25 protein-coding genes are annotated in these 24,138 nt (G+C 70.0%); 5 read left to right on the forward strand and 20 right to left on the reverse strand.

All coding sequences use genetic code 11. The annotated features are described in order from the left end of the window. Nucleotides 1-338 (forward strand): transposase (locus tag BO64_RS01175; RefSeq protein ID WP_496401439.1); only part of this gene is annotated, 338 nt, incomplete at its 5' end. Here the strand turns inward: BO64_RS01175 and BO64_RS01180 are convergent. Continuing rightward, nucleotides 335-1,306, reverse strand: a complete 972-nt coding sequence (locus BO64_RS01180; protein ID WP_496401440.1) for an SDR family NAD(P)-dependent oxidoreductase — start codon at nt 1,304-1,306, stop codon at nt 335-337. The two genes, BO64_RS01175 and BO64_RS01180, sit on opposite strands and share 4 nt — an antisense overlap. A gap of 126 nt (nt 1,307-1,432) precedes the next feature. On the opposite strand from BO64_RS01180, the gene BO64_RS01185 reads away from it, so the two are divergent. Next, complete coding sequence (locus BO64_RS01185) at nt 1,433-2,011, forward strand: TetR/AcrR family transcriptional regulator (RefSeq protein ID WP_496401441.1); 579 nt, start codon at nt 1,433-1,435, stop codon at nt 2,009-2,011. A 172-nt stretch (nt 2,012-2,183) separates the two neighbouring features. Continuing rightward, nucleotides 2,184-5,084, forward strand: a complete 2,901-nt coding sequence (uvrA, locus tag BO64_RS01190; protein WP_496401442.1) for an excinuclease ABC subunit UvrA — start codon at nt 2,184-2,186, stop codon at nt 5,082-5,084. Nucleotides 5,085-5,120: 36 nt separating this feature from the next. Here uvrA and BO64_RS01195 read toward each other — a convergent pair whose 3' ends face one another. Then, entirely contained in the window at nt 5,121-6,023 is a 903-nt protein-coding gene (locus BO64_RS01195) for a hypothetical protein (protein ID WP_496401443.1), read from the reverse strand. Between the two features lie 130 nt (nt 6,024-6,153). Between BO64_RS01195 and trmFO the strand changes: the two genes are divergently transcribed. Next, entirely contained in the window at nt 6,154-7,554 is a 1,401-nt protein-coding gene (gene trmFO / locus BO64_RS01200) for a methylenetetrahydrofolate--tRNA-(uracil(54)-C(5))-methyltransferase (FADH(2)-oxidizing) TrmFO (RefSeq protein ID WP_496401444.1), read from the forward strand. 22 nt (nt 7,555-7,576) lie between these two features. Here the strand turns inward: trmFO and BO64_RS01205 are convergent, their stop codons facing one another. From BO64_RS01205 to yajC, 6 genes are all read right to left on the reverse strand, one after another. Further along, nucleotides 7,577-8,275: a squalene/phytoene synthase family protein gene (locus BO64_RS01205; protein ID WP_496401445.1), complete on the reverse strand. Its 699-nt coding sequence runs from the start codon at nt 8,273-8,275 to the stop codon at nt 7,577-7,579. A 58-nt stretch (nt 8,276-8,333) separates the two neighbouring features. Beyond that, on the reverse strand, nt 8,334-8,939 hold the full coding sequence (locus BO64_RS01210) for a urate hydroxylase PuuD (protein ID WP_496401446.1): 606 nt from the start codon (nt 8,937-8,939) through the stop codon (nt 8,334-8,336). An 83-nt stretch (nt 8,940-9,022) separates the two neighbouring features. Further along, nucleotides 9,023-9,382, reverse strand: a complete 360-nt coding sequence (locus tag BO64_RS01215; protein WP_496401447.1) for an Mth938-like domain-containing protein — start codon at nt 9,380-9,382, stop codon at nt 9,023-9,025. 1 nt (nt 9,383) lies between these two features. Then, nucleotides 9,384-10,346, reverse strand: coding sequence for a protein translocase subunit SecF (gene secF, locus BO64_RS01220; protein ID WP_496401448.1), 963 nt, complete (start codon nt 10,344-10,346; stop codon nt 9,384-9,386). Nucleotides 10,347-10,361: 15 nt separating this feature from the next. Then, complete coding sequence (secD, locus tag BO64_RS01225; protein ID WP_496401449.1) at nt 10,362-11,966, reverse strand: protein translocase subunit SecD; 1,605 nt, start codon at nt 11,964-11,966, stop codon at nt 10,362-10,364. Between the two features lie 18 nt (nt 11,967-11,984). Beyond that, nucleotides 11,985-12,335: a preprotein translocase subunit YajC gene (yajC, locus tag BO64_RS01230; protein WP_496401450.1), complete on the reverse strand. Its 351-nt coding sequence runs from the start codon at nt 12,333-12,335 to the stop codon at nt 11,985-11,987. A 120-nt stretch (nt 12,336-12,455) separates the two neighbouring features. Here yajC and BO64_RS01235 point away from each other — a divergent pair, with 120 nt between their 5' ends. Beyond that, on the forward strand, nt 12,456-13,295 hold the full coding sequence (locus BO64_RS01235) for an ATP-binding protein (protein ID WP_496401451.1): 840 nt from the start codon (nt 12,456-12,458) through the stop codon (nt 13,293-13,295). A gap of 42 nt (nt 13,296-13,337) precedes the next feature. Here BO64_RS01235 and BO64_RS01240 read toward each other — a convergent pair whose 3' ends face one another. The 12 genes from BO64_RS01240 to BO64_RS01295 form a co-directional block, all read right to left on the reverse strand. After that, complete coding sequence (locus BO64_RS01240) at nt 13,338-14,822, reverse strand: peptidoglycan DD-metalloendopeptidase family protein (RefSeq protein ID WP_496401452.1); 1,485 nt, start codon at nt 14,820-14,822, stop codon at nt 13,338-13,340. A 104-nt stretch (nt 14,823-14,926) separates the two neighbouring features. Then, nucleotides 14,927-15,583: a protein-L-isoaspartate(D-aspartate) O-methyltransferase gene (locus tag BO64_RS01245; RefSeq protein WP_496401453.1), complete on the reverse strand. Its 657-nt coding sequence runs from the start codon at nt 15,581-15,583 to the stop codon at nt 14,927-14,929. 5 nt (nt 15,584-15,588) lie between these two features. Next, entirely contained in the window at nt 15,589-16,362 is a 774-nt protein-coding gene (gene surE / locus BO64_RS01250) for a 5'/3'-nucleotidase SurE (protein ID WP_496401454.1), read from the reverse strand. Further along, the gene (gene serS, locus BO64_RS01255) at nt 16,359-17,639 is read right to left on the reverse strand and encodes a serine--tRNA ligase (protein ID WP_496401455.1); all 1,281 of its coding nucleotides are present in this window, start codon (nt 17,637-17,639) and stop codon (nt 16,359-16,361) included. Before serS ends, surE begins: the two co-directional genes overlap by 4 nt. Nucleotides 17,640-17,697: 58 nt before the next feature. Beyond that, the gene (tatC, locus tag BO64_RS01260) at nt 17,698-18,591 is read right to left on the reverse strand and encodes a twin-arginine translocase subunit TatC (protein WP_496401456.1); all 894 of its coding nucleotides are present in this window, start codon (nt 18,589-18,591) and stop codon (nt 17,698-17,700) included. Next, nucleotides 18,588-19,136 carry a Sec-independent protein translocase protein TatB gene (tatB, locus tag BO64_RS01265; protein WP_496401457.1) on the reverse strand — a complete coding sequence of 183 codons (549 nt, stop codon included), beginning with the start codon at nt 19,134-19,136 and terminating at the stop codon, nt 18,588-18,590. Before tatB ends, tatC begins: the two co-directional genes overlap by 4 nt. 74 nt (nt 19,137-19,210) lie before the next feature. After that, complete coding sequence (locus BO64_RS01270; RefSeq protein ID WP_496401458.1) at nt 19,211-19,417, reverse strand: twin-arginine translocase TatA/TatE family subunit; 207 nt, start codon at nt 19,415-19,417, stop codon at nt 19,211-19,213. A 90-nt stretch (nt 19,418-19,507) separates the two neighbouring features. After that, nucleotides 19,508-20,155, reverse strand: a complete 648-nt coding sequence (gene scpB, locus BO64_RS01275) for an SMC-Scp complex subunit ScpB (protein WP_496401459.1) — start codon at nt 20,153-20,155, stop codon at nt 19,508-19,510. 16 nt (nt 20,156-20,171) lie between these two features. Then, nucleotides 20,172-20,981 (reverse strand): segregation and condensation protein A, encoded by an 810-nt coding sequence (locus BO64_RS01280; protein WP_496401460.1) that lies wholly within the window; start codon nt 20,979-20,981, stop codon nt 20,172-20,174. After that, on the reverse strand, nt 20,978-21,979 hold the full coding sequence (gene nagZ / locus BO64_RS01285; protein ID WP_496401461.1) for a beta-N-acetylhexosaminidase: 1,002 nt from the start codon (nt 21,977-21,979) through the stop codon (nt 20,978-20,980). The genes BO64_RS01280 and nagZ overlap by 4 nt, the downstream gene beginning before the upstream one ends. Beyond that, complete coding sequence (ftsN, locus tag BO64_RS01290; RefSeq protein WP_496401462.1) at nt 21,976-22,776, reverse strand: cell division protein FtsN; 801 nt, start codon at nt 22,774-22,776, stop codon at nt 21,976-21,978. Before ftsN ends, nagZ begins: the two co-directional genes overlap by 4 nt. Nucleotides 22,777-22,924: 148 nt before the next feature. Beyond that, nucleotides 22,925-24,103, reverse strand: coding sequence for a deoxyguanosinetriphosphate triphosphohydrolase (locus BO64_RS01295; protein WP_496401463.1), 1,179 nt, complete (start codon nt 24,101-24,103; stop codon nt 22,925-22,927). Nucleotides 24,104-24,138 lie beyond the last annotated feature (35 nt).

Genomic DNA, 24,138 nt, shown 5'->3' on the forward strand with positions numbered 1-24,138 from the left:
AGGCCTCCGACAAGGCCGCCGTCGAGGCGCTGATCGACGGCTTGCCGCCCGCTCAGGCGCTGGTGGCCGATCGCGGCTACGACGCCCAAGCCGTCATCGACCTCGTCCGCGCCCGCGGCGGCTGCGCCCACATCCCCACCCAGAAGGATCGCAAGGTCCAGCGCTCCGTCGAGCCGGCGATCTACCGCCAGCGCAATCAGGTCGAACGCTTCTTCTGCAAGCTCAAGCACTTCAGGCGGATCGCAACGCGCTTCGACAAGCTCGCCAGGAACTTCCTCGCCGCCGTCCTGCTCGCCTCAACCCGCCTGTGGCTCAGAGCTTATGAGTCCACGACCTAGAAGCGCTCGCCCACGAGCTTCTCGCTGAGGGCCCAGAGGGCCTTGGACCGCTCGGGATCGACGGCGTAGGGCCGCACCCCGTCGCGCACGCTCATGTCGCCGTCGCGCACCTCGGCCACGTGGCAGTCTTCGCAATAGCGGCCGCCCACCTCGTCGGCGGCGGCGACGACCCCAGCCCAGATCCCGGTGGCCGCGCCCTGCGGGATGGTTTTCCAGCTGTAGGAGCGGCCCGCCGGCAGGCCGGTCTCGATCTGCTTGAACAGGCGCTGCTGCACCTCGGGAGTCATGTAGCGGCCAAGCTCGGTGCGGATGCCGCCCGGATGGACGGCCGCCGCGCGCACGCCGGGGTCCCTGTGGCGACGATCGAACTCCACAGCGAAGAGGGCGTTGGCGGTCTTGGAGCGTCCATAGGCGACGAAGGGGTCGTAGTCGCCCCGGTCGAAGTTGGGATCCTCGAGATCGATGTCCGAGAACCGGTGGCCGGCGGACGAGAGCATCACCACCCGCGACCCGTCACGCAGCAGCGGCGCGATGCGGTTGACGAACACGAAGTGGCCCAGGTGGTTGGTGCCGAACTGGGTCTCGAAGCCGTCTCTGGTGCGGCCAAAGGGCGGCGCCATGACCCCGGCGTTGGCCAGCACCAGATCGAAGGGCCGGCCGGCGGCCACCAGCCGGTCGGCGGCGGCGCGGACGCTGGCGAGATCGGCCAGATCGAGTTCGATCAGCTCCAGGCTTCCCCGCTCGGCCGCCACGCCGGCCTCAACGGTGGCGCGGCGAGCCTTGTCGAGATCACGGGCGGCGCCCACGACATCGGCGCCGTGAGCCGCGAGGGCCCGGGCGGCCTCGACGCCCAGCCCGGCCGAGACGCCGGTGATCAGAACGCGCTTGCCGCTGAGGTCGCGGCCTTCAAGTACGTCATCAGTGGTGGAAGCGGCGCCGAAGGGGCCGCGGCTGCCGGCTGCGCTCATGGGACGGTCCTCCGCTGGGGGCCTGCCAGATTGTCTCTGGGAGCCGCCCCGGCCATACATCGGCCATGTAACTGGAGGCGACCTCCGCTTATATGCGGAGGACATCTCCGCTTTCAAGGAGCCCGCGTGAGCGAGGGATCGGGAAAAGGCCGCAAGCCGCGGGCGGACAGCCTGCGCAACCGCGAACAGCTGCTCGCGTCGGCCAAGGCGTTGTTCACCGAGGCGGGGGCGGAGGCGCCCCTTGAGGAAATCGCGCGGCGGGCGGGCGTGGGAATCGGCACGCTCTATCGTCACTTCCCTACCCGTGAGGCGCTGCTGCTGGCGGTCTATCAGCGGGAGGTGGCACAACTCTCGGCCTCGGCCGACGCCCTGCTGGCCGAGCGGCCCGGCGGCGAGGCCCTGGAGGCTTGGCTGCACCTGCTGGTGGACTACATGTCGGCCAAGCGGGTGATCGCCCCGGCCCTGCGCGCCGCCTCAAGCGAGGGGGCCAAGTCCTATGCGGCGGCGGGCCCAGCGATCAGCAGCGCCCTCACAGAGCTGGTGGCGGCGGCCCGGGAGGGCGGCGACATCAGCCCCGACATCGGTGCGGACGACGTCTACCGGGCCATGTTCGGGATCAGCCACGGCTTCGACCAGCCGGGCTGGGAAGCTTCGGCGCGGCGGCTCATCGGCATCGTGATGGCGGGGCTGCGGGCGCGCGCCTGACCCCTGTTGCCAGCGTGGTGTCAGCAGGCCTGCGGCCCGAGGTCGCGGCGGGACTATGTTCGCCTTGCGTTCCTATGTTATCGGTGACTCGCGACACCTACATTCAGCGGTCTCGCCGACGGGCCCGTCCCAAAGGAGCTTCCGCGGCGTCTTGCGTGTTTTCCGGGGCACAATGGCCGACCACCAGAACTTCATCCGCGTGCGCGGCGCGCGGGAGCATAATCTCAAGGACGTGAGCGTCGACATCCCGCGCGGCGAGCTAGTGGTGCTCACCGGCCTGTCGGGATCGGGCAAGAGCTCCCTCGCCTTCGACACCATCTACGCCGAGGGCCAGCGCCGCTATGTGGAGAGCCTGTCGGCCTATGCGCGCCAGTTCCTGGAGCTGATGAGCAAGCCGGACGTGGATCTGATCGAGGGCCTGTCCCCGGCAATTTCCATCGAGCAGAAGACCACCAGCCGCAATCCGCGCTCCACCGTGGGCACGGTGACCGAGACCCATGACTACATGCGCCTGCTCTGGGCACGGGTGGGCGTGCCCTATTCGCCGGCCACGGGCCTGCCTATCGAGAGCCAGACCGTCAGCCAGATGGTCGACAAGCTCGCAGCCATCGAGGAAGGCACGCGCCTCTACCTGCTGGCGCCGGTGGTGCGAGGCCGGAAGGGCGAGTACCGCAAGGAGATCGCCGAGTGGCAGAAGGCCGGCTTCCAGCGGCTGAAGATCGACGGCGAGTTCTATCCCATCGAGGACGCCCCGAGCCTCGACAAGAAGTTCAAGCACGACATCGACGTGGTGGTGGACCGGCTGGTGGCCAAGCCCGGCCTGGAGGGCCGCTACGCCGACAGCCTGGAGACCGCCCTGCGGCTGGCGGACGGCATCGCCGTGGCGGAATGGGCGGACGTGGCGCCGGGCGAGAAGGAGCCCCGGCGGCTGATCTTCTCGGAGAAGTTCGCCTGCCCCGTGTCGGGCTTCACCATCAGCGAGATCGAGCCCAGGCTGTTCTCGTTCAACAATCCCTACGGCGCCTGCCCGGTGTGCGACGGCCTGGGGGCGAAGCTGGCCTTCGACGCCGACCTAGTGGTGCCGGACAAGGAGCGCACCCTGCACAAGGGCGCGATCTCGCCCTGGGCCAAGGGCCCCTCCCCGCTCTACACCCAGACCCTGCAGGCGCTCTCCCGCCACTACGGCTTCTCGATGGACGAGCCCTGGTGGAAGCTGCCCGAGGCCGCCCGCAAGGTGATCCTCTACGGCTCGGGCGAGGAGAAGATCCGCTTCGTCTATGACGATAACGCCCGCAAGTACGAGGTCAGCAAGACCTTCGAGGGCGTGCTGCCGAACCTCGAGCGCCGGTGGCGGGAGACCGACAGCTCATGGGTGCGCGAGGAACTGGGCCGCTACCAGTCCGAGACGCCCTGCGAGGCCTGCAACGGCTATCGCCTGAAGCCCGAGGCCCTGGCCGTGAAGATCGCCGGAAAGCACATCGGCGAGGTCTCTACCCTGTCGATCCGCCACGCCGGGGAATGGTTCACGGCCCTGGAAGGCCAGCTGACCGACAAGCAGATGGAAATCGCCCGGCGGATCCTGAAGGAGATCAACGACCGGTTGCGGTTCCTGGTGAACGTGGGCCTCGACTATCTGAACCTGTCGCGGGCCTCGGGCACCCTGTCGGGGGGCGAGAGCCAGCGCATCCGCCTGGCCAGCCAGATCGGCTCGGGCCTCACCGGCGTGCTGTATGTGCTGGACGAGCCGTCCATCGGCCTGCACCAGCGGGACAACACCCGCCTGCTCACTTCGCTCAAGGGTCTGCGGGACCTGGGCAATTCGGTGCTGGTGGTGGAGCACGACGAGGAGGCGATCCTCACCGCCGACCATGTGATCGACATGGGCCCGGCCGCCGGCGTCCACGGCGGCGAGATCATCGCCCAGGGCACGCCCGCCGAGATCATCGCCAACCCCAAGAGCATCACCGGGCAGTACCTGTCGGGCGCCAGGGAAATCCCCGTGCCTGACGCGCGGCGCCCCTACTCGAAGAAGAAGATGCTGCGGGTGATCGGCGCCAAGGGGAACAACCTGAAGAACATCACCGGCGAGATCCCGATCGGCACCTTCACCTGCATCACCGGGGTGTCTGGGGGCGGCAAGTCCACCTTCACCATCGAGACGCTCTACAAGGCCGCCGCCCGCCGGCTGCACAACGCCTCGGACGCCCCCGCCCCGCACGAGCGCATCGAGGGGCTGGAGCACTTCGACAAGGTCATCGACATCGACCAGAGCCCCATCGGGCGTACGCCGCGGTCAAACCCGGCCACCTACACCGGCGCCTTCCAGCCGATCCGCGACTGGTTCGCCGGCCTGCCGGAATCCAAGGCCCGGGGCTACGGGCCGGGGCGGTTCTCGTTCAACGTCAAGGGCGGCCGCTGCGAGGCCTGCCAGGGCGACGGCCTGATCAAGATCGAGATGCACTTCCTGCCGGACGTGTACGTCACCTGCGACGTCTGCCACGGCCGCCGGTACAACCGCGAGACCCTGGAGGTGATGTTCAAGGGCAAGAACATCGCCGACGTGCTCGACATGACGGTCGAAGAGGCCGCCGACTTCTTCAAGGCGGTGCCGCCGATCCGCGAGAAGATGGAGACGCTGAAGCGCGTGGGCCTCGGCTATGTGAAGGTCGGCCAGCAGGCCACCACCCTGTCCGGCGGCGAGGCGCAGCGGGTGAAGCTGTCCAAGGAACTGTCGCGGCGAGCCACCGGCAAGACGCTCTACATCCTCGATGAGCCCACCACGGGCCTGCACTTCGAGGACGTGAAGAAGCTGCTGGAGGTGCTCCACGAACTGGCCGACCAGGGCAATACCGTGGTGGTCATCGAGCACAACCTCGACGTGGTGAAGACCGCCGACTGGATCATCGACTTCGGCCCCGAGGGCGGTGACGGCGGCGGGGAGATCGTGGCCGCCGGCACGCCAGAGGACGTGGCGGCCAACGAACGCAGCTGGACCGGCCGCTACCTCGCCGAGCTGCTGGAACGCCACCGCGAACGCAAGGCCGCCCGGCGCAAGGCGCTGGTGGAGGCGTAAGGCGCAATCCCCTCCCCTTCGTGGGGAGGGGTTTTCCTAGCCGGCCGCCTTGCCGGCGGTGAGGGCGCGGTAGGCGTAGGCGCCGGGGGCGGCGATGACGGCGTACCAGAAGGCGCTGAACACGCTGGATACCAGCATGTAGATCACCCGCAGGGGCTGGAAGTAGGCCTTCAGGCTGGGCTCCTCGGGGATGGCGAAGACCTGCCAGAGGTCCGTCAGGCTGCCGCCCGAGGCGACGACGCCGATGGCGGCGGCGGGCAGGAACAGCAGCACCGCCACGAAGAAGGCCACCACGATCAGCGACAGGGTGAGCACATAGGCCCCGGCGAGGCGCCAGAACTGCCCCTCGGTGACGGCCCAGGAATCGAACAGGGCGAGCTTCTCGCGGTCGAAGGTGATCACCGGCGCCAGGGACAGGCGCACGGCGATGAAGACCACGCCGCTGATCACCGCCACCCAGGCCACGGTGCCGACGAACATCATGGCCCCCTGCCCGAGCCCGGAGACGAGCATGACCAGGATCATGCCGGCCAGGGTGAAGCCGCCCATCAGCAGGGCGAACAGCACCACATAAATCATCGCCAGGGCCATCAGCCGGAACTCGGCCGGGCCGACGCGGAACAGGCGGATGGAGCCGGTCTGGCCGCGCAGCAGGATCCGGTAGATGGCCGCGGCCATCATGCACTGGATCAGCAGGCTGAAGAGCAGCAGCGGCGAGAGGATGGTCATGGCCTCGAAGAACGGCCCGGGCTCCAGGGTCTCCTGCCCGCCGAGTGCGGCCAGGGCCTCGCGGGCCTCGGCCGGCATGTTCACCTCAATGAGGACCTGCAGCACGCTGACCAGGAACATGAACAGGCTTGCGGCCAGCAGCTTGCGCGGCCGCTCACGGGCGATGCGGAACCCTTCGAGCGCCGCGTCGGTCGGCGAAAACCCAGCCATTCTCGTCCCTTGGCCCGATCGAGTGACGCCGATTCGGACCGCCCCTTCATGAACGCTCAAAGTGACCTGTCGGACGCACGCCGCCAAGGCCCCGCTCGCGGCGCGCGTCATTCGTTGCTAATCAGCCGCCATGTCGATGACCCCTATCCATGTCGTGGGCGGCGGCCTCGCCGGCTCGGAGGCCGCCTGGCAGATCGCGGAGGCGGGCGTGCCCGTCGTGCTGCACGAGATGCGCCCCGTCCGCAAAACCGACGCCCACCAGACCGACGGCCTGGCCGAACTGGTCTGCTCCAACTCGTTCCGCGCCGACGACTGGACCGGCAACGCCGTGGGCCTGCTGCACCACGAGATGCGCCGGCTGGGCTCGATCATCATGGCCTGCGGCGACGCCCATCAGGTGCCCGCCGGGGGCGCCCTGGCGGTGGACCGGGAGGGCTTCTCCCAGGCGGTGACGGCCAAGCTGGAAGCGCACCCGCTGGTGACCATCGTCCGCGAGGAGATCGCCGGCCTGCCGCCCGAGGACTGGGACAGCGTGATCCTGGCCACCGGCCCCCTCACCTCGCCGGCCTTGGCCGACGCCATCCTGAAGCTGACGGGCGAGGACCAGCTGTCGTTCTTCGACGCCATCGCGCCGATCGTGCATTTCGACTCGATCGACATGGACGTGGCCTGGCGCCAGTCGCGCTACGACAAGGTCGGTCCCGGCGGCGATGCGGCGGCCTACATCAACTGCCCCATGGACCAGGGCCAGTACGAGGCCTTCATCGACGCCCTGCTGGCCGCCCCCAAGGCGGAATTCAAGGACTGGGAGCATGTGCCCTACTTCGACGGCTGCCTGCCGATCGAGGTGATGGCCGAGCGCGGTCGCGAGACCCTGCGCCACGGGCCGATGAAGCCCGTGGGCCTGACCAACGCCCACAAGCCGGACGAGAAGCCCTATGCCGTGGTGCAGCTGCGGCAGGACAACGCCCTGGGCACCCTGTGGAACATGGTGGGCTTCCAGACCAAGCTGAAGCACGGGGCCCAGACCGAGGTGTTCCGGATGATCCCCGGGCTGGAGAAGGCCGTCTTTGCGCGCCTGGGCGGCCTGCACCGCAACACCTTCATCAACAGCCCCCGGCTGCTGGACCGCACCCTGCGGCTGAAGGCCCAGCCGCGCCTGCGCTTCGCGGGCCAGGTGACGGGGGTGGAAGGCTATGTGGAGAGCGCGGCCGTGGGCCTGCTGGCCGGACGCTTCGCCGCCGCCGAACGCCTCGGCCGGTCGCCGGTCCCGCCGCCGGAGACCACGGCCCTGGGCGGGCTGATCGGGCACATCACCGGCGGCCACCTGGAAGGCGGCGCGGGCAGCTTCCAGCCGATGAACATCAACTACGGCCTGATCCCGCCGATCGCCCCGCCCAAGCGCGACGCCGAGGGCCGGCGCCTCGGCGCCAAGGAAAAGACCCGGCTGAAGAAGCAGATGGTGGGCGAGCGCGCCCTGGCCGATCTCGAGGCCTGGCTGACCGGCGCCCAGGCGGCCGCGGCGGAATAGATTCCCTGACCGGGGCCGGGCGTCAGATCCGGCCCCGCGCCACGGCCCAGATGAGGCGCAGGCGCTTCTGCGTGGGCCCCGGCGCACGGCCGGCGGCATAGGCCCGGGCCAGGGTGGCGTGGGCGATGGCCGGGAAGGCCTCGGCGCTCAGATAGTCCCGCTCCACCGACCGGGCGTCAGCCAGGGCGAGCCGCACGTGGGCCCGCAGGGCGTCCACGGCCGCAGGATCGACCCGGCCCGCCTCGATCAGCCGCGCCAGAGCCCAGGCGGCCGCCCAGCCCGGCGCCATCGAAGACTCCGCGGGCGCCCCGAGGACCATCATCGCCGCCCGGGCGCAGCCTTCAGCGGCCTTGGCGGCGTCGTGAGCCGCTTCGGCGGACAAGGGCGCGCTGTCCAGCTCGGCGTAGCGGGCGTCGATCATCGCCTCCAGGGGTTCACGCGGCAGGCCGTGGCGGGCGGCCACGTCGGCCAGGGCCTGGGCGGTGGGATGGCGCCGCACCGGCCGGCCCTCGAACATCTCGTCCAGCACCTCGCGCCACCAGGTCAGGCGAATCTCCCCCAGCAGCGAGGTGGAGGCCACCTTTGGGGCCCGGGCCAGCTCGTAGTCGTAGGCGTAGAGGGCGATGACGTCCGCCCGGGCCTGGACGTCGCCGATGAACCGGCTGGCGAGCCAGCGGTCCGGGTCGGTGCGGCGGATCAGGTCGTCGAGATCGTCGGTCATGGGAAACAAAAAGGCCCGCCGGTTGCGGCGGGCCTTCTCGCAGAATTGGCCTGCGACGTCAGCCGAAGATCGTCTGGTTCATGGTCATGGTCACCAGCATCGGCACCGACAGCAGGGTGTTGATGCGGGAGAACAGCATGGCCTTGCGACCGGCGGCGGCCTTGGCGTCGGCGTCGCCCTCGACGATGCCCAGGGCGATCTTCTGGGCCGGCCAGATGAAGACCCAGACGTTGAAGAACATGATCGTCGCCAGCCACATGCCGAGGCCGATGAAGGTGTGCTGGGCCACCTGGAACCCGTCGAGGGCGCCCAGGGTGAAGGCCTGCAGCAGGAAGCCGCGGTTCCAGGCCAGGATCACGCCCATCACCCAGGTGGCGAGAGCCGCCCAGCGGAACCAGAACAGCGCCTCGGGAGCGATGTACTTGGACACGGCCGGCTTAAGCTCGGCCGGGATCTCGGGCATTTTCCGGATCTGGACGAAGTTGAAGTAGTAAAGCAGCCCGATCCAAAGGATGCCGACCAGGGTGTGCAGCCAGCGGAAGACGCCCTGCCAGAAAATCTGGTCCCAGGCGTCGTTGTGCATGCCGTAACCGGCCACGATCACCACCGCGAGCAGGAAGCTCACGATCAGCGTGTTTCTTAGATTGGCGAGAAGTCCAGCCATTGTTTGCCCCTGAGATACCTACCCTATGGGACGCAGGTATAGGGCGTTTCGGCTAACGCCGAAAGGTGACGCTTGGGAGGGGCTCAGACGGCGATCAGAGCCGCGGCCAGACGGCGGCCTTCGGCGGTGAGCACATTGTAGAGCCGGGCGGCGGCGGGAGTGTCCATGAACTCCAGGCCGATGCCGGCCTGGCGCAGGGCGTCCCTCACCTCCCGCGGCGGCTGGGCGTTGCGCACGCCCACGCCCAGGAGGACGAACTCCACCTCGGTGCGGCCGGCGGCCAGGACCGCCCCCAGGCTCTCCACCGTGAGCTCGGCGAGGCTCGCGACCGGCCAGGGGTGAGCCTCGTCAGCCAGGATCAGCACCGAACCCTCGTGCCGCACGCCGTCCAGGCGGAAGCCGCCGTCGCCGTAGGCGTCCACCGAGGGAGCGTTGCGGGCCATCTTACGGCTGGGCGCCGGCGGGCTGGAGCGGCTCGGCCTCGTCCTGGCCGCGCCGCACGCCGAACAGCAGCAGCACCGGGGCGGCCACATAGATCGACGAATAGGTGCCGATGACGATGCCGAAGATCAGCACCAGCGACATGTCGATCAGGGTCGAGCCGCCGAAGATCGCCAGGCCGGTGAGGGCCAGGATGGCGGTGACGCCGGTGATGATGGTCCGCGACAGGGTCTCGTTGATCGACAGGTCGATCAGCTCGCCCAGGGGCATGCGCTTGTACTTGCGCAGGTTCTCCCGGAGCCGGTCGAACACCACGACGGTGTCGTTCATCGAATAGCCGATGACGGTGAGCACCGCGGCCACAGTGTTCAGGCTGAACTCGAGGTTGAAGAAGGCGATTACCCCGAAGGTCAGCAGCACGTCGTGGAACAGGGCCACCACGGCGCCGATGCCGAACTGCAGCTCGAACCGGAACCAGATGTAGACGAGCATCAGCAGGATCGCGAGGCCGAGGGCCATGAGGCCGCTCTGGAAAAGCTCGCCCGACACCTTGCCGCCGATGACGTTCGGGGCCTCGAAGCTGACCTCGCCGAGAGCGTCGGTCAGGGCCGCGCGGACCTGCGCCCCCACCTGCTCGGGATCGGCGCCGGCCGGCGGCTGGTAGCGCACCATGGCCTTGGTGCCGTCGCCCACGCCCTGCACCTGGGGATCACCAACCTCGAGACCGCCCACGGCCGCCCGGGCGGCGGCCAGGTCGACCTGCTTCGGAGCAGTAGACAGCTCGATCATGGTGCCGCCCGTGAAGTCGATGCCGCAGTTCAGGCCGCCGCAGGGCGGCTCGAACGGCAGCATGGCGCGGGCCAGCGACGCGATGATCCCCACGATGGAGATCACGGCGCAGATCTTGGCGTAGCGGACGAACCGGAAGTTCGTCTTGATCGGGATGATCTTGATGAGGGGCCACATGGGGTCAGGCCCTCCTTACGCGATCGGCAGGGTCTTCGGGCGGGCGGCGCGGAGCCACACGGCCAGAAGGACCTGGGTGATGAGGACAGCGGTGAACACCGAGGTGACGACGCCGATGGAGAGCGTCCAGGCGAAGCCCTTCACGGGACCCGCGCCGAACTGGAACATCAGCACCGCGGCCAGCAGCGTCGTGAGGTTGGCGTCGATGATGGTGCTCATGGCCCGGGAGAAGCCGGCGTCCATGGCGGCGATCACCGAGCGCCCGGCGCGCACCTCGTCCCGCATGCGCTCGTAGATCAGCACGTTGGCGTCCACGGCCATGGCCAGGGTCAGGATCAGGCCCGCGATCCCCGGCAGGGTCAGGGTGGCCTGGGTGAGGCTCATGGCGGCGATGATCAGCAGGCCATTGACCAGCAGGGCGACGATGGAGATGCCGCCGAACAGCAGGCCGTAGGCCAGGAGCATGAAGGCGACCACGGCGATGAAGGCGATGACCGTCGAGATCTGGCCGGCCTTGATGGCGTCGGCCCCGAGCTCGGCGCTCACCGTCTGCTGCTGGATGACATTCAGCCGGGTCGGCAGGGCGCCGCCGCGGAGCAGCACGGCGAGGTCGTTGGCCGACTGGGCGGTAAAGTTGCCCTCGATGTAGCCCGAGCCGCCGGTGATCGCCGAGTTGATGACCGGCGCCGAGATGATCTTGTCGTCGAGGACGATGGCGAACCGCTTGCCGATGTTCTGGGTCGTCGCGTCGCCGAAGCGGCGGGCGCCCTGGCTGTTGAAGCGGAACTCGACGATGGGGCGGCCCGTCTGCGGGTGGAAGCCCTGGTTTGCGGTCGTCAGCATCTCGCCGGTCACCACCGCGCGGCGCTTCACCACCAGGAACGGCGCCGAGCCGTCCTCCACCGGCAGCACCTGCGTGCCCGGAGGCACCCGGCCAGCGGCGGCGGCCGCGAGGTCGGCGCTCTCATCCACCATCTGGAAGGTCAGCTTGGCGGTCTGGCCGATGACGTTCTTCAGGCGCTCAGGATCGCTCTCGCCGGGGGCCTGGACGACGATGCGGTCGGCGCCCTGGCGGACGATGGTGGGCTCGCGGGTGCCCAGTTCGTCGATCCGGCGGCGGATGATCTCGATGGACTGCTCGACCGCTCGGGCGGCCTCGGCCTGCATGGCCTCGGCGACGAAGGTGACGCGGATGCGCTGGTCGGCCTGCGCCGAGATGTTCACGTCCCGGCCGCCGGTGGTGCCGGCCAGCGGCGCGCCCAGGCTGTTGCGCAGCAGGCGGGTGGCCTCCTGGACCTTGGACGGATCGTTGATCCGGACCGTGATCACCTCTCCGGCCGCGCCGAGGTCGCTGAAGGCGATCTGGGCTTCCCGCAGGGTGGTGCGGATGTCTTCGACCGTGTTGGTCACGCGCTGGGCGCGGAGGGCCGGCAGGTCGACCTCAAGCAGGAGGTACGAGCCGCCCTGCAGGTCGAGGCCCAGGTTCAGGGTCTTCTTCGGGAGGAACCCCGGCAGGCTCGCCCGCGTCTGCTCCGGCAGGAGGTTCGGCAGCGCGAAGAGCGCGCCGAGAACGACCGACAGGACGACGAGGAGAACCTTCCAGCGCGAGAGGTTGAGCATCGGAAGGCGGTTTCGCTCTTAGGACTTGGTGTCGTTGGCGGCGGCGGGTTCGCCGCGCGAGCTGACGTCAGCGATCATGGCCTTGACCACCTTCACCGTGACGCCGGGGGCGATCTCAAGGCCGACTTCCTTGTCCTCGACGCGGACGATCTTGCCCTTCATGCCCGAGGAGAGGACGACGTTGTCGCCGCGCTTCAGCGCCGCCAGCATCGCCTGATGCTGCTTCATGCGCTTCTGCTGGGGGCGGATCATCAGGAAGTAGAACAGCACCACCAGCGCGATGAGCGGGAGGAACTGGACCAGCATGGCCTCAGCGCCGCCAGCAGCGGCGCCGCCAGCGGCTTGGGCGTAGGCAGGGGTGGCGAACATGGCCTCTCCGGATTGCGGGGGCGGCCACGGTCTTGGGCGCCCCGTTCGTAAAGTCGGCGGAAGCTATGCGCAGCGCCCCGCTTTTGCAATGGAACCTGCGGGCGGCTAAGGCTCGCGCCGATGGACGACGCGCTGAAACCTCTTCTGACCCGTATCGCCGAGGCGCTGGAGCGCCTGGCGCCCCCTGCCCGGGCCGAAACGGCGTTCGACGACGCCCGGCTGTTCCGGCACGATCCGGCCACCGGCGGTTTCCACTCCGCCCCCGACTATCCGCTGTCCCTGGACAGTCTGGTGGGCGTGGACCGGCAGAAGGCCACGGTGGTGGAGAACCTGCGGCGGTTCGCTGAAGGCCTGCCCTACAACCACGTCCTGCTCTGGGGGGTGCGCGGCACCGGCAAGAGCTCCATCGCCAAGGCCGCCTTCATGGCCGTGGCCGCCGACCATGCAGCGCTGAAGCTGATCGAGGTGGATCGCGACCAGGTGACCGCCCTGCCCGCCCTGTTCGACGACCTCAGGACCCGGCCGCAGCGCTTCGTGGTGCTGTGCGACGACCTGTCGTTCGAGGAAGGCGCGGCGGCGGCCAAGGCGCTGAAGTCGGCCCTGGAGGGCGGCGTCTCGGGGCCGCCGGCCAATGTGCTGTTCGTCGCCACCTCCAACCGCCGCCACCTGATGCCGCGCGGGCACCAGGAGGATCGTGGCTTGGTGGCCGCCCACGAGGACGCCGAGGAGGAGGTCAGCGTCTCGGACCGCTTCGGCCTGTGGATCGGCTTCCCGCCCATGGATCAGGCTACGTACCTGTCTGCGGTGAAGGGCTACGCCGAGCGCTATGGCCTGCAGACGCCGGACCTGGAGCGCCGGGCGCTGCAGTGGGCGCAGATGCGCGGCGGCCGGTCGGGCCGGGTGGCCTGGCAGTTCATCCGCGATCTGGCCGGCGAACTGGGCAAGCCGCTGCCGCTCTAGGCCAAGGCGCCCTCCCCGCACCGGGGAGGGCTTTCCGGAGATTTACCTTGGCAGCACCAGGGCCGGGTCCACCGGCCGGGCGCGTTCCTCGGGATTCGGGGCGTAGCGCACCTCGAAGTGCAGCTGCGGCTCGGAGACCCCGCCGGTGACGCCCACCTGGCCGATCTGCTGACCCTGCACGACCTTCTGCTGCATCTTCACGTCGATGCGGCCCAGGTGGCCATAGGCCGTGACCCAGCCGTCGGCGTGCTTGATGAGCACCAGATTGCCGAAGCCCGGCACCTGGTCGCCGGCATAAACCACATCGCCCGCGGCGGCGGCCCGCACCGTCTCGCCGGACGGCGCGCGAATGTTGATGCCGTCGTTGCGCTGGCTCGGCCCCTTGGGACCGAAGGTCGAGAGGATGTCGCCGCGCACCGGCCAGATGAAGCGGCCGCGCCCCATGCTGGAGATCTGGCTGTCGGCCACCGGCGGCGAGGCCACCGGGGCGCCCGGCACTACCGGCCGGCTGGCGGAGGGCGCGGGCGTCGAGGGCGGCGTGCTCCGCGACGGCGCCGGAGTTGAGGCCGGCGGCGTGCTCGGCTGGTACGGCTGCGGCCGGGACGGCAGGGCCGGCGCCGGCTCCTCCCGACGGGGCGGCGGGGTCGTGGCCCGGGGCGGCGTCTCGGTCCGCGGAGGTTCGGAACGCGGGGGTTCGGAACGCGGGGGTTCTGCGCGTGGAGGCTCGGCGCGCGGTGGCGGCGCGGCGGGCGTGGGCGCAGGCCGCGGCGCAGGCGTCTCCACATGCACCCGGCTGGTGGTCACCGTGGGCCCCTTGTCCTTGAAGCCCTCGGGCAGACGCAGGCGCTGGCCAGGACGCAGGGTGTCGTTGCGGCCGAGGTTGTTCTCCTCGCGCAGGGCGTCGACGCTCACGGTGAAGCGGCGAGAGATGGCGAACAGGGTGTCGCCCTCGGTCACCACATAGGCCTTGGCCGTGCTCTTCGGCCCCTTCAGCTTATCGCCGGGGTGAATGACGTACGGCTTCTTGAGGTCGTTGTCCTTGATCAGCTGATCGACCGTGGTCCCCAGCTTCTTGGCGATGCGCTCAAGGTTGTCGCCGGACTTCACCTCATAGACAGCGGGCTTGCCTTCGGCGTCGACCACGCGGCCGGTGACGGTGCGGGTGGTGACGGTGCGATAGGTCGGCTCCGGCGGCGGCGTGGGCCGCGGCGGCGGGGGCGCAGGCTGCTGGACGGGCGGGCGAGGCTCGGGAGACGGGCGCGAGGCCGGCGGCGGCGGCAAGTCGAGCGGGCGCGTCTCCACCGGCTCGGCGCGGCGCGGCAGCTCGGGCGGCGGCTCCTCCCTCCGCGGCGGCGGCTCGGGGCGCGGGGCAGGACGCGGCCCCGCGCCCGGCGGAGGCGGAGGCGGAGGCGGCGAGACCACCGGCGGATCGATCGGGAAATTCGGACTCGCACAGGCGGTGAGAGCCGCAGCCAGGGCGCTCGTAGCCAGCAGGGTCAGGATCGGGCGCGTTCGGGAATGCGTCATCGCCGCTCCGGGTCGGTGAAAAGAATCATCGGGGCGTGGTCGGAGATCATGGCGGCGGGCCGGCGCCCCAGCCAACCCGCAAACCGCCGCAGCCTTTTGTCCTGTCAGAGTTCCTTGGCCACGCCTTCGAGGAGCGGCACGAAGCGGACATCGATGAGGTCCTCGACCTCGAATCCGCCCTTGCCGTCGCCGGTATAGCGGCGAAGGCTCTGCACGGGCCCCTTGCCTACGGGCGCGACCAGGATCCCGTTCGGCTTGAGCTGCGAGAGCAGAGCCTTGGGCTCCGCCGGCGCCGCCGCCGTGACCATAATGCGGTCGAAAGGCGCCTGTTCGGGCCAGCCTTCGCCGCCGTCGCCGAAGCGGGTGATGATGTTGGTCAGGCCCAGCGTCTTGAAGCGGGCCTCGGCCTCGCGCATCAGGGTGCGGTAGCGCTCCACCGTATAGACGAGGCGCGCGAGCCTGGAGAGGATCGCGGTCTGGTAGCCGCTGCCCGTGCCGATCTCCAGCACCCGGTCGCGCCGGTCGATCTTCAGGGCCTGGGTCATCAGGCCGACGATAAACGGCTGGCTGATGGTCTGGCCGCAGGCGATGGGCAGGGCCGAGTCCTCGAACGCGCGGTCCTTGAACAGTTCCTGGGTGAACAGCGGCCGCGGCGTGCTCTCGATGGCGTTGAGCACCTTGGCGTCGGTCACCCCTTGCGCGCGCAACGCCAGGATGAGGCGGGCCATCTGGGCCTCGGCGGTGTCTTCCGGCTCGGCCATCGCTCTCAGACCTTGGGCGGCGCCCCGCCCAGCCTGCCCTTGAGGTCGTTGACCGCAGGCATGTGGGTGAGGTCGATGTGCAGCGGAGTGACCGAGATCTTGCCCTCGTAGAGAGCCCGCAGGTCGGTGCCTTCGGGCGGGCTGGACCGCTCCTGCCGGAAGCCGATCCAGTAGTAGTCCTTGCCGCGGAGATCGGTGCGCCGCTCGGCGTGGCGCACATGCACGTCCCGAAAGCCCTGGCGCGTGACCTCCACCTCGGTGATCTGGTCCACGGGCAGGTGCGGAAAGTTGATGTTGATGACCACGTCGGCCGGCCAGCCGATCTCCACCAGACGCTTGATGATCCCGGGGGCGAAGGCCTCGGCGGCGTCGAAATTGCCCCCCGCCTCGTAGAAGCCCGCCTGCGACAGGGCGATGGACGGCACGCCCAGGGCCATGCCCTCGATGGCGCCGGCCACGGTGCCCGACATGGTCACGTCCTCGGCGAGATTGGCCCCGCGATTGACGCCGGACAGCACGAGGTCGGGCTTTGCCCCCTTCACCAGTTCGTGGACGCCCAGCATCACGCAGTCGGTGGGCGTGCCGGTGGTGGCGAAACGACGCTCGCCCAGGCTGCGCACGCGCACCGGCTCGGCCAGGGTCAGGGCGCGGCTGGCGCCCGACTGCTCATATTCGGGGGCGCAGACCCAGACGTCGTCGGACAGCTGGGCGGCGATCCGCTCCAGGGCCGCCAGGCCGTCCGCGTGGATGCCGTCGTCGTTGGTGATCAGGATCCTCATGCGTCCCCGCCGATGTGGGTGACGCCCGGCATATAGGGTTTCAGCGCCTCGGGGATGGCGATGCGGCCGCCCTCGTCCTGGTAGTTCTCAAGGATGGCCACCAGGGTCCGGCCGACGGCGAGGCCCGAACCGTTCAGGGTGTGGACGAAGCGCGTCCCCTTCTCGCCGGCCTTCTTGGCGCGGGCGTTCATCCGCCGGGCCTGGAAGTCGCCCGTGTTCGAGCAGGAGCTGATCTCGCGGTACTTGCCCTGGCTCGGCAGCCAGACCTCGAGATCGTAGGTCTTGCGGGCGCCGAAGCCCATGTCGCCCGTGCAGAGCAGCATGGTGCGGAACGGCAGCTCCAGGCGCTTGAGCACCGCCTCGGCGCATTCGGTCATGCGCTCGTGCTCGGCCTCGGACTGCTCTGGGGCGGTGATGGAGACCAGCTCGCACTTGATGAACTGGTGCTGGCGGATCATGCCGCGGGTGTCCCGGCCCGAGGCCCCGGCCTCGGAGCGGAAGCAGGGCGTAAGCGCCGTGTAGCGGAGCGGCAGCTCCTCCTCGGCCACGATCTGGTCCATCACCAGGCTGGTCAGGGAGACTTCGGCGGTGGGGATCAACCAGCGGCCGTCGGTGGTGGCGAACAGGTCCTCGGCGAACTTGGGCAGCTTGTCGGTGCCGTAGGCGGCCGCATCGTTCACCAGCAGCGGCGGGGAGACCTCGGTGTAGCCGTGCTCGCCAGTCTGCAGGTCCAGCATGAACTGGCCGAGGGCGCGCTCCAGCCGGGCCAGCTGGCCCTTCAGCACCACGAAGCGGGCGCCGCTCATGCGGGCGGCGGCCTCGAAGTCCATCAGGCCGAGGCCCTCGCCCAGATCCACGTGATCCTTGGGGGCCGCGATGGCGCGCGGCTCGCCCCAGCGGCGGACCTCGACGTTGTCGTTCTCATCGGCGCCCACCGGGACATCGGCGGCGGGGATGTTGGGCAGGGCTGAGAGGACGGCCTTGAGCGCCTCGCCCGTCTCGCGCTCGACCTCGGCCTGAGCTTCCAGGGTGGCCTTCAGCGCCTCCACCTGGGCCATCAGGCGCGCGGCCTCGTCCTCATCCTTGCGGGCCTTGGCCTGGCCGATCGTCTTGGACGCGTCGTTGCGCTCGGCCTGGGCCGCCTGGAGGGCGGTCTGGGCGGCCCGGAGCCGCGCGTCCAGGTCGAGGATTTCGGCGACCTTTCCGGACAATCCCTTCCGCGCCCACGCCGTCTCGTAGAGCTCGGGATTCTCGCGGATGGCTTTCAGATCATGCATGGCGGCCGCTCTTCGCTTGAGCGGCTCTCTCTAGAGCGCGTCGGAACGGGCGCCAAGTTTAGGCGGGCATGATATCCTGGGTTTCCTCGTCCTTGCGGCGGCGGCGCTCGATGAGCGCCACGCACCAGATCGAGATCTCGTAGAGGAGCACGATGGGCAGGGCGAGCATGGTCTGGCTGATCGGGTCCGGCGGGGTGACGATGGCCGCCACCACGAAGACGCCGACGATGGCGTAGCGCCGGCCGGCCCGCAGGGCCTTGGAGCCCACGATCCCCGCCATGCCAAGCAGGGTCAGCACCACCGGCAGCTGGAAGCACAGGCCAAAGGCCAGCAGCAGGGTGGTCACGAGGCTGAGATAGTCCGAGACCTTGGGCAGCAGCTGCACCGAGATCGCCCCCGCCCCGACGATCTGCTGGCTGAGGGAGAACCAGAGGACGAAGGGCAGGATCACGAAATAGACCAGGGCGGCGCCCAGCAGGAACAGCGCCGGGGCCGCCAACAGGAACGGCAGGAATGCCTTGCGCTCGCGGCGGTAGAGGCCGGGGGCGACGAAGGCGTAGACCTGCCAGGCCAGCACCGGGAAGGCCAGGACCACGGCGCCAAAGCCGGCAAGCTTGAGCTTGGTGAAGAAAAACTCCAGCGGCGCGGTGAACACCAGCTGCAGGTTCTCGGCCCCCGAGAGCTGGGGCAGCTGCTTCAGGCCCATGACCACGAACAGCAGGTCGAAGGGCCCGGAGGTGTGGCCCGAGCGCTGGGCGGCGAACAGGCGGGCCGCCATCTCGAACGGATGCAGCAGCACCTGGTAGATCGGCGTCGAGAGGGCGAAGCAGAGGATGAAGCCCACCACCACGGCCGCCACCGAGATGATCAGCCGCTGGCGCAGCTCGACCAGGTGGTCCAGCAGCGGGGCCCGGGAGGCCTCGATCTCGGCTTCTTCGTCCTGGTAGCTCATTCGGCGGCCTTCTTGGCGGCGCGCGGCTTGGCGGTCCTGGTTGCGGTCTTGGCGCCGTCCGCAGCGGTCTTGCCCCCGGTCTTGGCGGCCTTGGGCTTGGCGGGGCCCGCCCGGGGCTTGCGGGCCGGCTTGGCGGCCGCCTCGCCCGCCGTCGTCGCAACGGGGGCCGAGGCTAGGGTCGGCGCAGGATCAGGCTCGGGCGGCTCGGAAGTCTGGGCATACTCGTAGGTGGGCGAGCCGAGCTGGACGCCCACGTCCGAGAGGCTCTTCTCGATGTCGGCAGCCGCCTCGTTCATGCCGTCGCCGATGGCGAGGTCTGCGATCTGGCCGCGGCGCATGGCCTCGACCTCCTTGCGCAGTTCCTCCAGCTCGGACTGGCGGGCCATGTCGTCGAAGCTGGCCCGAAACTCGGCGGCCATGCCGCGCACCTTGGCCATGATCTGGCCAACCCGCCGCATCAGCAGCGGCAGGTCCTTGGGGCCCACGACGATCAAGGCCACGACGGCGATGACGAGGAGCTCGGATGCGCCGATCTCGGGAAGCATGGCAGGTGGCCTAAACGCAGGCGCCGGCCGCGATCAAGCGGGCCGGCGCCGAATTTCCGGTGCCGCGGGCGGCCTTAGCCGCGCGCCTGATCCTTGTCCTGCTCCTTGGGGAGCGGCTTGGCCTCGTCAGTCGACTCGCTGTCGCCCTTCAGGCCTTCGCGGAAGGCGCGGATGCCCTTGGCGGCGTCGCCCATGATTCCCGATAGACGGCCGCGGCCGCCGAACAGCAGCGCGACGACGACCAGCACGATCAGCCAGTGCCAGATCGAAAAAGAGCCCATACGGCCTTTACTCCCTCTCGCCCCCCAATGAGGCGTTCGCGGGCCTATATAGTCCGGCGTTCGGACTGACGCCACGGCGACGAAAGCGCCCTACTCCCGGTTCTCGTCCTCGGCCAGGAAATCCACGTGGAATTCCGGGGGCTCGGAGAAGTCCAGCGCGTCCTCTTCGCCCTCGGTCGGCTCGGCGGCAGGGTTGGGCACGGTGAAGTCCGCCGGCAGGTCCAGGCTGAGCAGCCCCGCCGCCTTCATCTCGGCCATGCCCGGCAGGTCGGCGAGGCTGGCGAGGCCGTAGTGTTCCAGGAAGGCGTCCGTGGTGCCGAAGGTGACCGGTCGGCCCGGGGTGCGGCGGCGGCCGCGCATCCGCACGAGGCCCAGCTCAAGGAGGACGTCCAGGGTGCCCTTGCTGGCCTGCACCCCGCGCACGGCCTCGATCTCGGCCCGGGTGACAGGCTGGTGATAGGCGATGATGGCCAGGGTCTCCTGGGCGGCCTTGGACAGGCGCCGGGGCTCCTCGCGTTCCTCGGTCATCAGCCAGGCGAGATCCTCGGCGGTCTGGAAACGCCAGCCTCCGGCCACATTGGCCAGCACCACGCCCCGCCCCGCATAGAGGCGCGACAGCTCCGCCAGCGCCCCCTCCACGTCGGCGCCTTCCGGCAGACGGCGGGCCAGGTCTTCGATGGTCAGCGGGCCGGCGGCGGCGAACAGCAGGGCCTCGACCTCCCGGGCGGTGTCGCTCACCTTCCGATCCTCCTCATCATGCCGCCTTGGCCTTGCGGGCCCGCAGATAGATGTCGGCGAAGGCCTCCAGCTGCTTGGCCTCCAGCGCCCCCTCCTTCACCAACTCCAGGCTGGCCGACAGGGTGGAGGCCAGGTAGGAGGCGCGGCTCGGCACGTTCTCGAGCGGCGGCCCGTCGGGGGCGACACCGGCCAGGGGCGTCCACCGGTCGAGGTCTGGCAGCAGCTTGCGCAGCCGCTCGCGGGCGTCCTCCAGAGGATAGGCCTTGGGGGCCATGGGCGTGTAGCGCCGCTTCACCTCCCGGCGGCGCTGCTCGATGTAGGCGCTCATCAGCGAATAGAGGTCGCCCTCGATGCGGCCTGACGGGATCACCTTGATGGCGTCCGGGTCGCCGCGGACGAAGACCTGCTGGCGCAGCTGCGGGCGGGCCTTCAGGGCCTCGGCGGCGTTGCGCATGGCCTCCAGCTTGGCGAGGCGGAAGGCCAGCCGGGCCGCCATCTCCTCGGCGGGAGGTTCCTCGGCCTTGGGCCGCTCGGGCTTGGGCAGCAGCAGGCGCGACTTCAGATAGGCCAGCCAGGAGGCCATCACGAGATAGTCGGCGGCCAGGGAGAAGCGTCGGCGGCGGGCCTCCTGCACGAAGGCCAGGTACTGTTCGGCCAGCTTGGTGATGGACAGCTTGAGCAGGTCCACCTTCTGGCTGCGGGCCAGGGCCAGGAGGACGTGCAGCGGGCCCTCGTAGCCCTCTACGTCGACGATCAGGGCCTCGCCGTCCTCGGCGGCGGTGGCGGCCGCGGCGAAGTCGAGGCTGGGCTGAAAGGCCTTGCTCATGCGAACGCGGCCTCGAAGCGGGCCGCCGCCGCGGCGGCGTCGAAGGGCTCGGGGGCGCCCGGAATGCGCGCCAGAGCCGCCGTCGCCCGCTCGGCCGCCCGGCCGGAGAGTTCGCCGGTCCCGTCGATCACCTGGCGCATCTCGGCCATGTCGCCGTTGCAGTGGAGGACGACGTCGCAGCCGGCGGCCAGGGATCGGGCCGCCCGCTCCTTCAGCGGGCCGGAGAGCGCCTTCATGGAGAGGTCGTCGCTCATCACCAGGCCGTCGAAGCCGATGGTCCCGCGGATCACCCGCTCGAACACCGCCGGTGAGGTGGTGGCTGACTGCTCGGTGTCAACTGCCGCGTAGATGACGTGGGCCGTCATCGCCATAGGCATGTCGGAGAGCGCCCGGAACGGGGCGAAGTCGCGGGCGTCCAGCTCGGCGAAGGACGCTTCCACCACCGGCAGCTCCAGGTGGCTGTCGGCCCGGGCGCGGCCGTGGCCGGGGATGTGCTTGACGATGGGCAGGACGCCGCCCGCGATCAGGCCCTCGCAGGCGGCGCGGCCCAGCAGGGCCACGTCGTCGGGCGTCTCGCCATAGGCCCGGTCGCCGATGATCTCGTGGCCGTCCGGATCGGGCACGTCCAGCACCGGCACGCAGTCGACGTTGATGCCAAGGTCGGCAAGGTCGTGGGCGATGAGCCGGGCCCCCAAGCGGGTGATCTCGCGCCGGCGATCGTGCGGCAGGGCGCCATAGGCCCGGCCCGGCGGATAGGCGCGCCAGTGGGGCGGGCCCAGGCGCTGGACCCGGCCGCCCTCCTGATCGATCAGGATTGGCGCATCGGCCCGGCCGACCGTGTCACGCAGGGCGGCGGTCAGACGGCGCACCTGGCCGGGCGTCTCGATGTTGCGCGCGAACAGGATGAAGCCCCAGGGCCGGACGTCGCGGAAGAAGGCCGCCTCCTCCGCGGTCAGCTCGGGGCCCGAGCAGCCCAGGATCGCGGCCGAGACCCTCACCGGACGAAGCAGCTCTTCCCGGCCGCCTTAAGGCGGTTGCAGAAGTTGGTCGCCTCCTCGCGGCTGGCGAAGCCGGTGACGGCGGTGCGGTAGAGGACGCTCCCGTCGCGCTCGATCCGCTCGACGCTCTTGCCCTTGCCGGCGGCGAGGCCCGGGGCGGCGGCGACCGCCTCGTTCCAGGCGCGGTCGGCCAGGGCGGGCGATGACACGGCCCCGATCTGGACCACGGCCCCGTCCGACTTGGCTGCGGGGGCAGGCGCCGCCGCGGCCGGCTTGGGTTCCGGCGCCTTGGCGGCCGGGGCCGGCGGAGTCTGGACCGGCTTGGGCGCGGGCTGCGCGGGCTGAGCCGCAGGGGCAGCGGGGGCCGGAGCCGGCAGGGCCGGACGCATGGCCGGCGCGGGCGGCGCCTCGGCGACGATCACCGGGGTAGTGGGCGCCGGCCGGGGCTGCGGCTCCTCGGGCGGCGGGGTGAAGGTGGGCGGCACCGCCTCGACCACGCCCGAGCCGTCGGACCGATAGATCTGCAGGCCGGCGGCCGGATCGGTGGGCTGGGCCTCGGCGGGCGGGGCCTCCTTCATGCCGTCCACGGGCACGCCCACGGTCTGGGGCGCATCGCCCGCCTGGCGCACGCCCGAGCGGTAGAAGACGAAGATCGCCGCCACCAGGCCGGCCAGGACAAGGACGCTGATGATCAGGGTGATCGGCACCGGCCGCGCGCCCCGCACCGGCTGGCGGGCGTCGAAGGCCAGCGGCGCGTCGGTGGGAGGCGTATAGGCGCCGCGCTCGTGGTCGGACATCGCGTAGGCTCCGAAGCAGCAGAGGGACGCGCGCGAATCGCGCCCATGGGACGGCAGTCTAGCGAAGCCCGGGCCTCGCCAGCGCCTTCAGGAGCCGTTTTTCTGTGGGTCGTCCGGGGCGGGAATTGGGCGGCGCGCCCGTGTCCGGCTAGCCCCAGATCTCCAGGTGGAACAGCTTGCGGTGTTCCTCGATGGCGAAGCGGTCGGTCATGCCCGCGATGTAGTCGCAGACCACCCGGGCCCGGCCGGCCTCGTCCCGGCCCTGGATCCTCGCCTGCCACTCGGTGGGCATGACGTCGGGCTCGGCCATGAACAGCTGGAACATCTCGGCCAGGATCCGCCGCGCCTGGCTGCGGGTGCGGTTGACCCGCCAGTGGCGGTACATGCGGTCCATGAGGAAATGGCGCAGCTCGGCCAGGTCCTCGATCATCTCCCGGGAGAATGCGACGGTGGCCTGGCCGAAGTTGCGGACGTCCTCGGCGCTCTTGAGGCCGCCCTCCTCCACCCGGCGGCGGGTTTCGGCCATGACGTCGTCGACCATGGCCCCGATCATCCGGCGCACGGCCTCCAGGCGCAGGATCGACTCGTCGCAGTCAGGGTAGTCGGCCATGGACGAATGGACGTGCGGGCCGATCAGCGGCACGTCCAGCAGTTCCTTCAGATGGAACAGGCCGGCCGAGATGCCGTCGTCCACATCGTGGTTGTTGTAGGCGATGTCATCGGCGAGCGCGGCCACCTGGGCCTCGGCCGAGGCCCAGCCCGACAGGCGCAGGTCGTATTCGGCGTCGAATTCGGCGATGGCCCGCCAGGACGGCTTTTCCAGCTGGGCGGTGACCGGGCCATTGTGCTTGATGACCCCTTCCAGGGTCTCCCAGGTGAGGTTCAGGCCGTCGAAGCGCGGATAGCGGCGCTCCAGCCGGGTGACCACCCGGAAGGTCTGGACGTTGTGGTCGAAACCGCCGAACTGGCGCATCTGCACCTGCAGCTCGTCCTCGCCGGCGTGGCCGAACGGAGGATGGCCGAGGTCGTGGGCCAGGGCGATGGTCTCGGCGAGGTCGGCGTCCAGGCCCAGGGCGGTGGCGATCGACCGGGCGATCTGCGCCACCTCCAGGCTGTGGGTCAGGCGCGTGCGGAAGTGGTCGCCTTCATGGGCCACAAAGACCTGGGTCTTCTCCTTCAGCCGGCGGAAAGCGGTGGAATGGATGATCCGGTCCCGGTCCCGGGCGAAGGGCGTGCGGGTGCGGCTCTCGGGCTCGGCGATCTTGCGGCCGCGAGACTTGGCGGCGTCTTCGGCGAAGAGAGCCCGGGGGGGATTGATGGCGGCCATCGAACCGTTCTTGAAACTCTGGCCTCTTGGTCGAA

The organism is Phenylobacterium composti DSM 19425 (assembly GCF_059568645.1).